The organism is Mesorhizobium sp. M0062 (assembly GCF_040323125.1).
Lineage (GTDB): Bacteria > Pseudomonadota > Alphaproteobacteria > Rhizobiales > Rhizobiaceae > Mesorhizobium.
Genome location: NZ_JAMYUO010000021.1, coordinates 1 through 12,498, shown reverse-complemented (window position 1 = coordinate 12,498; position 12,498 = coordinate 1). Strand labels below are relative to the sequence as shown.

Sequence of the window (12,498 nt, the reverse complement as noted above, 5' to 3'; positions counted from 1 at the left end):
TTCTTCAATGAATCCAGCAGACCGCCTGGATCAAAAGCTGCGCTCGCGGCACTCCTGCAAGCAACTGGTCGAAGCTCATTCGGTATCGTGGGGTGTTTGCGTCGAGACATAGTGGGGATCCTTTGTACCCAGCGATGCCCGCCCGCACACGGAAATTCTGACACTCCCATGAAGCACGCAGTCTGATCCGGCAGCGCAATGGATCGAAGCGCAGGCTGGCGAGTTGTGCGGCATAGCCAGGATTATCAACTTCTGCGACAAATCCTGGGCATTGGGGCGTCCAACCGAAGCCGGCGGTGTTCGCCGTTTCGCTCATCAGCGCAGTTTCTAAAGTTCTGCGGACTGGACCTCTCGATATAGCAGTCAGGCCAATATCGAGGCCAGACACGACCAACGCATTGGCGGCCGTATCGTCGTACCAAACCCTATCCGAAGAGGCCCAGTGTGTGCGAGCCGTTCGAGGCGCAGATCAAGGAAGAGCCGGCGCTGTCGGCAGCAAGTGTGTTGCAACGCCTGACAAAGATCGACCCGTCGGAAGAGAACCTGAGAATGGTGCAACGGCTTGTGAAGGCCTGGCGCACGGAAATGGCTGGGCTGATAATCCTTGATGGCGGTTGGATGACGAGCTGGCCGCTATCTCCCTTCGCCGCGACGGAGAGAGATAGTGGCCATGTCGGCCCCATCGCGCTCGGTAGCATTCCTCGCTGAGGCAAAAGGGGGATCAATTCTCGCATTTCGCCCGACCGCCCCAGCTTTTTCTATTCGCCAAGCGTCGAAAACGGTGTGATCGACCAATCGATCGAATCGACAGCACGCTGAAGGATGGCTTCGGTCTGAGCGACGCTGGGTGAAGCAACAACGACGTGTCCGATCCAGTCTCGGTAATCGCCTTTCCTGATGATCGACGCGTTGGGTTGGAGATAAAACTTGACTTCGGAAACACCTGGTACAGCAGCTTCCCTACTGCCGTCGGCGACCCGATGAAGGATGCCATCGCGATCTGCAATTAGGTAACGCGCGGCCGCAATGTGCGAATGCTTTCTGTGCAAATCGCATTCTTCACCAGTAGCAAGCCTGATGTGCTCGGTGACGAGATCGATACCGTAAGCCAGCTGAAGTAGTTGAGGAGTGGGCGCGCCATGAAGCCGCGGATTGACTTCAATAACGACTGGGCCACGCTCCGTGCACCGCAGTTCAATGCCCGTCGGTCCCCAGCCAAGCCCGAGAGCTCGCAAAGACCTCAGCGAAACATTTGCGATACACTCATGCTCGTCATCAGTTAGCGGAGCCGGAGTGATGCACCCACGCAGAACGAAATGCGGCGGGGGGCCGAAGTCACCGGTGGAGATCCCAACGACCTCATTTCCCATCATGTCTGCGAAATAGACACGACCTTGTGCGAATTCTTCGACCAGTATCCTCGGTGAAGATCGCCATATGTGCTCTCCCCCGAACAGATAAGCTGTATGTTCGGCTAACTCATCGGCATTGCGGCACAATCGGACACCCATGCTGCCGCCGCCCACGGCAGGCTTAAGTATCACCGGCAGTCCGATTGTCGCGGCAGCGCTTTTCACGTCCGTCGCATTCGCTGCCAAAAGATAAGCAGGCATGGGAACGCCGCCCTCCTCGAGGAGTCGACGTTGAGTGAATTTGTCACAGCATCGTTCTACGGATAGAGGGGCCGGTCCGGGTAAATCGAAATGCCGGCAGAGTTTGCCAACCGTCACATAAAGCGACTCGTCATCGCCTACAAAGCCAGTAATGCCAGCAATGTCATAGGTCGCCCCTATCTGGCAACATTCATTGATTAGCGCATCGAGATTGTCTGTATCGACACGGGTGGCGTCGCATCTCTCCGCCACAAGGTAGTCATATTGAGCTGGATTTGCCGATAAGGTAATAGGAATAAGGCCAAGCCGCTTTGCCGCTTGAACGTATAGTCGGCCATTACCTCTAGAATGGCCTTCAATAAGTATAAACGCTCTTTTTTCCATGGCTTGGGTACCCCGATGTGGCTATCTACTTTGCAACCCAATACTATCTTGCGGTTGTAGGCGTTATTGCGATTGTGCATATTTTCGGGATGTGTGGCGCAAATTTTCTGTGAATTTAATGTGAAGGATCAGTACACATTTTGATTACCCGCTGGGGAGCACTGCGCGCGTCGATAAATTGTCGAGGGGGGTCGAATGTCCGGAGGACGTCGACCGTGAACAATCCGGGCTAAGCGGCGACCGGCTTGAGCCGGAGTTGAAGCAGAGCGATCAAGAGCGACAAAAAACCCTTCAGCCATCTGAGCAGGAGGGAGAAGTTGTAGCTGGCGGCGGCCAGGATGGCGTTGAGGGCGTCGCCCTGCTGGCCGGCGAGGTAGTTGCGGCCCATGCGATGCTCGCCCTTGATGTGCCGATCACCGGCTCGACCGCCGAGCGCCGGCCGCATCTGGCGTTTGATGGCCGGAGTGACGCGGTGTTTCTGGCCGCTGGTGAAGTCCCTGAACTTGTGGCTCTGGGGTGCGTTGTGGCCGCGATAGCCGGCGTCGGCGAGGTTGGGGCCGATCTGGTTGCCGATGGTCTCTTCCATGTCGGGAATGACGCTTGCCAGCGTGTGGCCGTCGTAGGGATTGCCGGGCAGTGCTTTTGCATGCAAGGCGAACTGGCCGCCCTTGGAGCGCTTCAGCGTGGTGGCCACCGACACCTTTACCCCGAACTCGTAGGGCATGTGCGCCTTGCCCTTGCCGATACATTCCACCTCGTGCGCGTGCAGGCTGTAGATTTTGCGGCCACGCTGGCGCTGACGTTGCTTGAGAACGGTGGCGGCCTGGTAGAGCGGCCATTGAAGAGCGCGTCCAGCGCCGCATCGCCGGCGACCTGGCGAGCGATGTCGCGGATGGTCCGGCCGAGATACGTCTTGAGCCTGCGCAGCGCTTTGTTGGCCCGCTTGAACTGCTTGGCGTGGGCATAGCGCTGGTGGCTGATCAGCGCCAGCTTGCCGACCCGAACATAGCTCTGGCGCAAATTGAGGCCCGTCCTCCTGGCCAGCCGCACCAGCCGTTCACGCGCCCGGTGGATGAGCTTGGAGTCGGTCGGGAACATGACGTTCTTCGGCTGCACGGTCGTGTCGACGATCACCTGGCACGTGTCGGACGGCTTCATTGCCCCGGTCTTGACCGCGAGGCTGAGGCTTTCCTGCAACAGCGCCACGATCCGCTCCTCGCCCATATTGCTGCGCCAGCGCGTCATCGACGAGCGGTCGAACGGCAGTGCATGGCAGAAGAACGTCTCGCCCGTGAGGTACTGTGGTAGTAAGGGTTCTCCACCCAGCGCTCGCACAGCACCTCATCTGACAGGTTGAAAGTGTGTTTGAGGATCGCAAGCCCCGCCATCAGCCGGGTCGGCAGTGGCGGCATGCCAGGACCGTCCGAATAGACGGTACCGAAACGCTCCTCCAGTACCGGCCAGTCAATCGACTGCGCCAGCCGCACCAGCCCGTGCTTCATATTGATGATCTGATCGAGCCTGGAGCGGAACAGATCCTGCTCTCTCGTCTCGCACTTCTCGCGTGGCCTGGACATTTGCAGTCCCCTCGATTCGCCGCCGCCGAGCCAAGTGAATCACGCTCCGCAACGCAAGGGAATCGCAAAACCAAATTGCAGGAAAACAGCGCCCATAAACCGCTAATCCGGCAATTCAAAAGCCGCTATCCGCCTCAATCAACATGCCAGATCAACAGCTTGCCGATAGTTCACGGCCGACGTGGACGCGGGGTCCGAGCGGGGGCAAAAATCCCGCCCCACCTGCGCTGCTTGCGGGGCGGCGCTGCGCCGGCCATTGGCAATGGGTCGAGCGCATCCTCAGGACCGGAAACAAGTCCTGGTGCTTCAAGAACCGCGACTGGCAACCCCAAACTGCCAACTGCGGTCCGCGCTCCCTGGCTGCGCAACCCAGTCGAGCTCCACGCGGGCAACGCTGACCGCCCAGAGTCGCACGGCGGCGGTCTGGACGGCCCCAGCGCGTAAGAGTGATTGTGGGTAACGGAAAGGCCGGGTGCAGTCATGTTTAGGGCCCGTTTCATTCGAAGCTCGCCTGGCTGGCCAAGCTGAAGTCCCTCGATCGGATCCAATCAATTTGGATGCGCATTTCGCAAAAGCCGGACATGGTGGAGTGCACACCCAGACTGAGACAAGGAAATTCGCGGACACTTCCCGCGTTAAGCTACGCAGCTTTTTCTATATGTCGTCAGCGTGAATGCTTATGTTCCTATTCCTCCGGACTGAGATAGTCGAGCGCTGAATGCAGGCGCTGCGTGTTGTAAACGGTCTCTATGAAAGCACCGATGTGTTTGCGGCATTACGACAATGCGAAGGCGGCGAGCTTCGTGACTGAAACAGGAAGAGGTGATATTGGGCGGATTCAAGCGGTCGTCGCAACACCTGAGCGAAGGACGTTGCGACGGCTATTCGAAAACGAAGATCACACCGTTCTGGACGAGCGCCGTTGCCCTCGCCGGGACGGCCGCCAGTGGCGGGGCGATTTGAACTCCAGCAATTCTGGTTGGGGATTGCGCAGGGAATGAGCAGCGAGGATGCTGCACTGACGGCTGGCATGTCGCAGCCTGTCGGAACCACATTGTTTCGAAAGGCAGGCGGCATGCCAGCAGCGATGTTCAGTTCCTCGGCCAGGCCGCCGTCCGGGCGGACCTAGTCGTTTGCGGAACGCGAGGAGATCGGACTTTTTCGCGTTCAGGGCCTCGGACTCCGACTTGGCCGATCCGCCTCGACCATCTCCCGCTAGCTACGACGCTATGCCGCGACGCGCAGCGGCGGCCTGGAGTATCGTACATCGACAGCCCAACGGCACGCCGAACGATCGGCCCGTGACCCAAACCGACCAAGCTTGCGCAACACGACCTGCGCACTTATGTGGAGCAGCGACTGGCCGGCGTTGTCATGACCCCGAGCGGCGCCGCCGTTCCTGGTCCCGCCGTTCCGTGGAAGGGCCGCCGGCATGGCACGCGAAAGGATCGGCGCTGGGCCAGGGCCTGGAGCCGGAGCAGATTGCCCGACGCTTGCCGATCGACTTCCCGGACGACAAGACGGCCGAAGGCGATCGCCCACCCCAACGACAGCCGGCTCTACCTCAAGTCAATCCAGGTCCTGGTGCGTCAGGCCAAGCGGTACGGGATCATGCTCAGGCACATGCGGCTGGCCAAGGCAGCGGCGGTGCGGGCGGGTCGCTATGCGCATGCCCGGCAGTTCCGCCGGATGCGTCGCGAACTCAAGCGCCTTCACACCTATCTCGGCCCGGTGTTCCGCGACGCCGACCGCAAGATCGCCGGCAATGCCGAACTCGACGCCCAGGCTTGCCCGGTTGCTCGGGCTCGCCGAGCGGCTCTTGGCGCAGAAGCCGAAGGACAGGACAAGATCTACTCCCTGCACGCGCTCGAGGTGGTCTGCATCTCGAAGGGCAAAACCCGCAACCCTTACGAATTCGCTGCAAGGTCGGGATCGCGGCAACCAACAGCGAGGGCCTCGTGCCGGCGGCCAACGCGTTCGAGGGCAATCAGTATGATGGTCACACGGTCGCAGCAACGGTCGATCAGGCGGGTGAAAGATCGGCGGCGCCGATCCGGACCGCATCTACGTCGACAAGGGCTATTGCGGGCACGACTATGCCGGCTCGGGATCGGTGATGATCGCCGGCCGCAAGCGCGGCCCTGACGGCAACCATGTGTCGGGAACCGAAACGATGATCGGCCATGGAGGCCACAACCGATAACATGGACGGCCGACTGGACCGCAACTTCCTCCTCGGCTCCGGCTGGATAGGCTTCTGCGCGGCTGGTCAGCCTACTTCTGTCGGCCGAATTGCGACCCATCGCCGTGCAAAGCGGGTGAGATTCACCCATGTGCTGAGGAGCAGAGCCGACCATGTCACGACATGGTCGGAGGCTATATCAAAGCAGATGTCGAAGTGTTGGCCCTCGGGTAACTCATGGCAAAGCGTTTGCGTTAGGTGCAATCGCAGGCACCCGTTTGAAGTGGGCATACGCAATTCAGCACAGTCAAATCCTAATAAGCGCTGCACCACCGGATAGAGCGCTTCAAAGAGGGTTTCCTTGGCCGAGAATAGCAGCGTCGCCAGCCAATCTGGGGAAGGGCGGTCTGTCGACCGATCAAGGCACGTTCATTCTCGTTCGCTGTCAGCTCAGAATAGACTCAAGTGCATGGCCGCTGGCCAGCGTCTCCACATCCACACCGAGTTGCCAGCTAGGGTCTGCAATGGCAAAACACGCGCAATACCGGCGTGCATGAGTGATTGAACCGGCAGGCCCCGGAGGCCACAGTGGAGCGTGGTCACGAAAGACAGGAATCTCGGGAGCAGGTTGCCCCAACGCGTGCAGGGCCGCCTGCGCCACCGCGCGACCGGCCAGAAACTCGGCACGCCGTGTCGGCAGTGCTGTGGACATGCTGGGGGGCAGTCTAAAGCGAGGTCGTGAAACAGGTCCTCCTTGTAGTTCTCTTAATTGAATCTGCCATGCACTAGGACCCCACCGACATTTCCGGTATCCTCCAAGGTAATATTGGTGAGAAATCCACGGGAACGGGTGCATAGAGCAATGAGGTCCGTCACGGTTTGGGCGCTCATACTGGAAACTGCGAGAAGCACTGCACTCGTGGCCGCCCACTATACATTACTGTAGGTCGCACCGTCGACGGATGCTCCACGGCAAGAGCGTGCTGTCCATACCTGCCAGACGACACGGATGGTGGCCGCGCTCACGAAGCTCGTGTCGGGACGGCTGCGATAGGGGCGGCCATGCGCATGGCCCGAATATCATGAATGTCGCAGGCATCCTGCTTTTCTGATGCTGACCATAGTGACTGGTGGGATTACGTCTGGCAAATCCGCTCGTAGAGATCGCCTAAAGTTAATGCCTTGAATATCTCCTCCAACCGAGGCGGTCCCGAGTGGCGGCTATTCTTCATACGAATTTGGAGTGCTGTGGCGAGGAGACTATCGCCGCCAATGTCGAAGAATTGTCGTCCAATCCTAATTCCGGGTCTTTCCGGAGATTGACTCCACCAAAGAAAATGTCACAGGAGTTGTCCTAGTTTAAGGCCAGTTCTTCTTATTGTTTTCGGACTTCCCCGGAAAGAGATGCGTTCTCTTCGTTCGGTCTCCATAGCCGCCATTTCGCGGCAGGACGTCTTGTAATGCGCGCTGACGTCCAAACGTTCTTCTGACGTCGCTCGTAGCGCTGCCGTGCCGCGAGGCCCTCCAAAACGCCAGCCATCGCGAGTCGATCGAATCCACGCTTGGTCGTACCTTCCTGGTCGGAGGTGGTGCCCGCGCAGGGAAGCCACGGCCATGACGAGCACGGCGGAGATGCGGAGGAGCTAATACTCTCACTGAGGCGACATCAGATCGCCTCGAAGTCGAGAGGGTACGCGCCGGTCTCGTCATGCACCTCGCTGCCGGCCAATGGAGGGACGAAGACGCAGGCTAACACCAATTCGGTCTCGGCACACAGCAGGTGAGCATCATGCTTATCGAGCGCGTAAATGATGCCCGGTCGCACGACATGGATCTCATCCGCCTCCGGATCCTCGACAGAACCCGTTCCAGAGATGCAGTAGACCGCCTCGAGGTGGTTCCGATAATGCATCTTGAGCCGGGCGCCCGGATGGATAGTGGTGATATGGAAGGAGAAGCCCATCCCATCGTTCTTGAGGAGCAACCGCACGCTTTCCCAGCTCGTTGTCTGGACCCGCCGGGCTGTTAGTTTCTCCTTATACAAATGCCGGACGATCATGATTCACCTCTTACGCTGCCATGTGCCCTGTGCTTCCGATCACGCTATCAATAGCGTCCTCGAGGATGTTGAGGCCTTGGCTAAGCTGATCCTCCCCAATGACGAGAGGTGGCAAGCACTTCACAACCTCGTCTTTGGGACCAGAGGTCTCGACAATAAGGCCCCTCCGGAAGGCGGTGCTGATAACCTGCCCTGCAACCTCGCCAGACTTCAGATCGATGCCTCGCATCATGCCTTGACCTTTAGTCGACACTCGCCCCGGATCGTACTTTTCCGCGATCTCATCAAGGTACTTTTCAGCAGATTGCCTTTCTCCTCGACGGACGCTGCAAAGCTATTCGTCCGCCAGAAGTGCTCCAGGGCTGCGCGCGCGGTGACGAAAGCATGACAGTTGCCACGGAAAGTTCCGTTGTGCTGTCCCGGCGCCCACCTGTCGAATTCTCGATCAATCAGGACGAGCGCCATAGGCGGCCCCAGCGGAAAGGTTTGGATTGCTTATCGAAGGTGCGATCGGGCCGATTGCTATCATATACTCGCTATCATGCCGTGCCCTGAAATGGGCCTGACGATCGAACCGGAGAACTTGGCGGATTGGTGCGCCTAGTTCCCGAGCTACGGCGGAAAAAAACAATCCGGAGGTCGGGTTACTGAGCGTCACGGTGGCGTTGATGTGCGTTACACCGTCGCAAGATCGTCTGTTAAGGGCTGAGACGATCAGGCCTTTGCCGAGCCCTGTGTTGCGCACCTCAGGATGCACAGCAATCTGCCAAACGAAGAGCGTGGATGGATCCCTCGGCCGCCGGTAGGCCGATAACCAGCCAACCACCGCCCCGGCACGCTCCGCGAGAACGCAGGTGTCGGCGAAATCACTGCAAAGCAGCAGCTCGCAATATAACGAGTTGCGGTCTAGTTGCGGGCACTTCTCGATGAGTTCCCACACATCGGCTGCATGAAACTCCGTCGGTCTTCGGAATTTCACTCGCGGCAACTGGCCGTCGGATCGAAAAGAGAACCTCTGACTATCTTGGACCACCCGGATGCTCCCAGCGAATACTCTCACCGCCTCGCGTCGCGTTTCACGAAAAGGACTTCTCAAAAGTGATGCCAATTGCGCCGAGGGCGTCTTAGAAAAATTTTCCTGAGTTTGATCGATGACTTGACCCGCAGTGGAGCAGCAGCCAGCCGAAAACAACTGCGTCGCGGATTCGACAAATACGACAGTAGGTGTCGCTTGCCTGACATCTGCTCAGGAATGGCGAGAGGATTAACAACGGGCCTGGTGGCGGATCGTCTTACGATCGACGACGGAGCAGGCCGCCGCTCCGACAACAAGATTGTGCCCTTGTCAGGATCTGCGTGAGCGCGTCCCTGCCTATCCCGATCTCACCGTCGTTCCTCTGAGGAGACTTTGCGAACGCGGTTTATTGAGACGGTTGGAGAGCATGGCAAAGCGGGTTGCGTATTCCGCAGTAACGACGAAGCTAAAAGAGCCGCTCGGCATGAGGTCGCGGCTCACCCTTCCGACGTACCGGGCCTAGCACCCCGATGGATCGAACGGGTGCACATGTTGATTGCTTCCCATCACGCGGCCCTCCCCGAAAATATCCGGCGGGTCGGCATCCGCGTCATCACTTTTACCTACGGGCCGCAACCGGTGCGACGGCTGCCCGAAGAATTGCCAGATGCATGTTGCAGCCCACAAGGTCGCTGCATGATCTGGCGCACAAACCAAGAGGATGGCGTTGCCCCTTAGTGCATTGATTCTAACGTTTGGTGCCCACGCTGACGGCGGCGATGATTTCGTCCGGATCGGCGCGCCAGACGAAGGGTCGGGTTTGCTGATTGTGCACCTTGATGAAGCGGTTGATGGCGACCTGGAGGTCGACAACCGAATAGAAGACGCCGTGCTTCAGGCGGCGTCGGGTCAAACTGGCGAAGAAGCCTTCGACGGCGTTGAGCCAACGAGCATCGCTGCATGTTGCGGCCGATCACCGAGCCATCCCGGATGTTGAGTGCGGCGAACAGGGTAGTGGTGCCATTGCGCTTGTAGTTGTGCGTCATGGCCGCCCCACGAACGCGCTTTAGCGGTAACCCCGGCTGAGTGCGATCAAGCGCCTGTATCTGGCTCTTTTCGTCAACCGACAGCACGATAGGATGCGCAGGCGGCGAGACGTAGAGCCCGACCACAATCGTGAAGCTTCTCGGCAAAGGCTTTGTCGTTGGATAGCTTGAAGCTGCGCCAGCGTGGGGTGCAAGGCGTGGTCGTGCCAGATCTTCACGCCCAAGGACGCAGCAATACCAAACCGCTCTTGCCATTGCGCGGAGCCGCGGCAGAATTCAGCTTGATGCGCTATCAACCGTTTGCTTAGCAATAATCATTCTATCGGCTATTTAAGCGGAGATCAACAATGACCATAGGAGCCTCCTCCTCGGCTCAACTACGGCACTGTGCCGTTTCCCAGGCGCCGAGACCTGCCTGCGCATCGGCGGCTATCAGCTACTACGTGGGCTTGGGCAATGTCGGATTGTTTTACCAGGCAAGAACCTCAGATCTGAGGACTGGTGAAGATCAGGGTACATGGCAAAACAACACGCGCTTCACATTGAAAACCTGGACCGGCCAGGAGACCGAACTCGGCACGTTGAAGACCTACACCGAGACCCGCGTGAATTTCCGTAACCGCCGCCTTCGGTTTCGGACGTTCTCGGTCCTATGCCTTCAACGGAGACAGCATCTTGACTTTCGCCTGGATTCAGCCTGGTGGCCTCCGAGTTGGTAAGGACTGGTCGGCCTTCGACGTGTTTATTGGCGGCGCGGGGTGACGTACTCAACCAGACGCCGGTTCCGTACGGCGGTTTCGATACCAATGTGGTTCAGTATTACTTCGACGCCGGGAACGGCTTTTCGGCCGTGGTTTCGCTCGAAGAAGGCTCGGGCGTGGTCGGCACAATCGACAACTACGCTCCGCACATAGTCGGCGGCTTGAAATACACACGTGGCTGGGGAGCGATCACCGCCGTTGCTGGTTATAATAGCAACTACGAATCGTTGGCCGCCAAAGTCCGTGTCGACATCAATGTCACCAACGAACTGTTGCTGTTCGGAATGTTCGGCTACGGTTCCAATGGCAAGCTCAACGACGACTCCATGAACGCGATCGACGCTCATGGTCGCGGCTTCTACAAGATTTGGGGCGGGAACCGGGCTTTCTGGGCTGGCGCCGCCTACGAGCTCAACGAGACAACTTCGTTCAACCTTCAGCTCTCGGGTGGCACACCTTCGGCGGGATGCAAGATGGCGCCGCCACGTGCGCTGCTACGAACAGCGCACCGACGTCTCTCACGCCATGACCTCGCTATGGGCGGCAATCTTATCCGCAGAAACGCTCATCGCTTTGCGCACTGACCATGGAGGGAAGGGAACCCAACATTAAACCGGGTGGCAAAGGTCGACGTCAGACTTCATTTTGCCGGATTGATTGAGGTGCGACCGATGGCATTGTGGTTCGCCGCTAAGCCAGCATAGACAACCCCGATCCACTTCCGAAATTTTGTGTCGGGTTTCCGTCACACCGGCAGCCTTTTTCATGTGCTGCATCGACAGAAATGACTGAACAGCAACGAGAAGACTCTTGTTTCAGCTCGTGTCAGCTGAATTGGCACACATATTGAATGTTCTTCGTTGCCGAACCGGTACCTCCAGCCGCCATCGACAGGCGCCCGAAGGTCCGAAAACCTGCTTGAAGTCAGAAACAAGCGGAAAGCCGTAGTCCTTCAACTCCTATGTAATGGATAACTGCAATGTCAGGTAAGAGAAAAAAGAAACGTTATTCTATATTGGACGATGACACTGAATGCGCAAGAATAATCAATGGGAGAAACGTTAAAATCGCGTATGCCGGAATCGACAAAGGGCGCGGCGTTTTTTCTTCCCGTAATTTCCTTCCGGGAGAGGTAGTCATGATTGGGCTAATCGACAGAATTGAGGAAGAGAGGACGATATATAGTATTCAAACGGACTGGAATGTTCACGCTACATTCGAGGAGCCCGTTGTCCTCTCCAATCATTCTTGTAATCCAAATCTAGCGATCGTGCCTAACCGATTCGGCGCCTATGATTTTATTGCTATTCACGAGATCGCTCATGATGTCGAACTGACGTGGGATTACGCTACCACTGAATTCGATTCGATTGCGGTACAGGTTTGTCTTTGTTCCTCGAACAATTGCCGTGGTGCAGCAGGGGGGTTCTCCACGTTGCGTCCTGATCATCCGATGCTCTCGGCGGGGTTTTACGCGCCCTATCTCCAGCGACCTTCTGGACGCTATCCGAGGGGTATAGGAATGTTTGGAAGGTTGGTTGGCTCCTAGAGCACGACAGGTGATCGATGAATCGATTGTGATGTGGAGGCTGCGTTTTGTGCTGATTCGACATCCGCATCACGGAGCAGATGCCGAAGTGATCGTGTCCCGCGGCGTGGTGTAGCTGGCGGCATTTAGTCGCCGTGCTCTCCGGCATGGGCCGGGCTGATCAGCGCGCCACGGCTGGCAGGCTGATCAGGGGATCATCGCTCATCTGGCTGATCGTTTCCAGAGTCATATCTGGCCCGCTGCACTGCCCATTCATCGTTCTGTTCGAGCAGGATTGCGCCGACGAGGCGCACGACCGCATCGTCGTTCGGG

The 12,498-nt window shown here is 58.1% G+C and carries 8 protein-coding genes and 6 pseudogenes; 5 read left to right on the top strand and 9 right to left on the bottom strand.

What is annotated here, in order from left to right; all coding sequences use genetic code 11:
• Positions 1-4: 4 nt before the first annotated feature.
• Positions 5-316 (bottom strand): hypothetical protein, encoded by a 312-nt coding sequence (locus NKJ64_RS22110; protein ID WP_352463312.1) that lies wholly within the window; start codon positions 314-316, stop codon positions 5-7.
• A 128-nt stretch (positions 317-444) separates the two neighbouring features.
• Here NKJ64_RS22110 and NKJ64_RS22105 point away from each other — a divergent pair, with 128 nt between their 5' ends.
• Positions 445-708 carry a hypothetical protein gene (locus tag NKJ64_RS22105; RefSeq protein ID WP_352463311.1) on the top strand — a complete coding sequence of 88 codons (264 nt, stop codon included), beginning with the start codon at positions 445-447 and terminating at the stop codon, positions 706-708.
• 50 nt (positions 709-758) lie between these two features.
• Here NKJ64_RS22105 and NKJ64_RS22100 read toward each other — a convergent pair whose 3' ends face one another.
• Positions 759-1,997 (bottom strand): ATP-grasp domain-containing protein, encoded by a 1,239-nt coding sequence (locus tag NKJ64_RS22100; protein WP_352463310.1) that lies wholly within the window; start codon positions 1,995-1,997, stop codon positions 759-761.
• A 229-nt stretch (positions 1,998-2,226) separates the two neighbouring features.
• Positions 2,227-3,574 (bottom strand): annotated as a pseudogene (locus NKJ64_RS22095) (IS5 family transposase).
• 883 nt (positions 3,575-4,457) lie between these two features.
• Here NKJ64_RS22095 and NKJ64_RS30530 point away from each other — a divergent pair.
• Positions 4,458-5,097 (top strand): annotated as a pseudogene (locus NKJ64_RS30530) (IS30 family transposase); the annotation flags it as partial.
• Positions 5,087-5,814: pseudogene (locus tag NKJ64_RS22090) on the top strand (transposase family protein); the annotation flags it as partial. The pseudogenes NKJ64_RS30530 and NKJ64_RS22090, both read left to right, overlap by 11 nt.
• A gap of 387 nt (positions 5,815-6,201) precedes the next feature.
• Here the strand turns inward: NKJ64_RS22090 and NKJ64_RS22085 are convergent.
• From NKJ64_RS22085 to NKJ64_RS22065, 5 genes and pseudogenes are all read right to left on the bottom strand, one after another.
• Positions 6,202-6,468, bottom strand: coding sequence for a hypothetical protein (locus NKJ64_RS22085; RefSeq protein ID WP_352463309.1), 267 nt, complete (start codon positions 6,466-6,468; stop codon positions 6,202-6,204).
• A gap of 954 nt (positions 6,469-7,422) precedes the next feature.
• Complete coding sequence (locus NKJ64_RS22080; protein WP_352463308.1) at positions 7,423-7,815, bottom strand: ectoine synthase; 393 nt, start codon at positions 7,813-7,815, stop codon at positions 7,423-7,425.
• A 10-nt stretch (positions 7,816-7,825) separates the two neighbouring features.
• A complete protein-coding gene (locus NKJ64_RS22075) occupies positions 7,826-8,068 on the bottom strand; it encodes an aminotransferase class III-fold pyridoxal phosphate-dependent enzyme (protein WP_352463307.1) in 243 nt (80 codons plus the stop codon).
• 192 nt (positions 8,069-8,260) lie between these two features.
• Positions 8,261-8,794, bottom strand: coding sequence for a diaminobutyrate acetyltransferase (gene ectA / locus NKJ64_RS22070; RefSeq protein WP_352463367.1), 534 nt, complete (start codon positions 8,792-8,794; stop codon positions 8,261-8,263).
• A gap of 770 nt (positions 8,795-9,564) precedes the next feature.
• Positions 9,565-10,140 (bottom strand): annotated as a pseudogene (locus tag NKJ64_RS22065) (transposase); the annotation flags it as partial.
• Positions 10,141-10,216: 76 nt separating this feature from the next.
• Between NKJ64_RS22065 and NKJ64_RS22060 the strand changes: the two are divergent.
• Together NKJ64_RS22060 and NKJ64_RS22055 are read left to right on the top strand one after the other, a co-directional pair.
• Positions 10,217-11,086: pseudogene (locus tag NKJ64_RS22060) on the top strand (porin); the annotation flags it as partial.
• Between the two features lie 530 nt (positions 11,087-11,616).
• Entirely contained in the window at positions 11,617-12,186 is a 570-nt protein-coding gene (locus tag NKJ64_RS22055) for an SET domain-containing protein-lysine N-methyltransferase (RefSeq protein WP_352463306.1), read from the top strand.
• 160 nt (positions 12,187-12,346) lie between these two features.
• Here NKJ64_RS22055 and NKJ64_RS22050 read toward each other — a convergent pair.
• A pseudogene (locus NKJ64_RS22050) lies at positions 12,347-12,498 on the bottom strand (IS256 family transposase); the annotation flags it as partial.

What these genes read in the sequence shown, in the direction of transcription:
- NKJ64_RS22080 (WP_352463308.1), bottom strand. Translation starts at nt 7,815, where the DNA reads ATGATCGTCCGGCATTTGTATAAGGAGAAACTAACAGCCCGGCGGGTC.
- NKJ64_RS22085 (WP_352463309.1), bottom strand. Translation starts at nt 6,468, where the DNA reads ATGTCCACAGCACTGCCGACACGGCGTGCCGAGTTTCTGGCCGGTCGC.
- NKJ64_RS22100 (WP_352463310.1), bottom strand. Translation starts at nt 1,997, where the DNA reads ATGGAAAAAAGAGCGTTTATACTTATTGAAGGCCATTCTAGAGGTAAT.
- NKJ64_RS22110 (WP_352463312.1), bottom strand. Translation starts at nt 316, where the DNA reads ATGAGCGAAACGGCGAACACCGCCGGCTTCGGTTGGACGCCCCAATGC.
- NKJ64_RS22055 (WP_352463306.1), top strand. Translation starts at nt 11,617, where the DNA reads ATGTCAGGTAAGAGAAAAAAGAAACGTTATTCTATATTGGACGATGAC.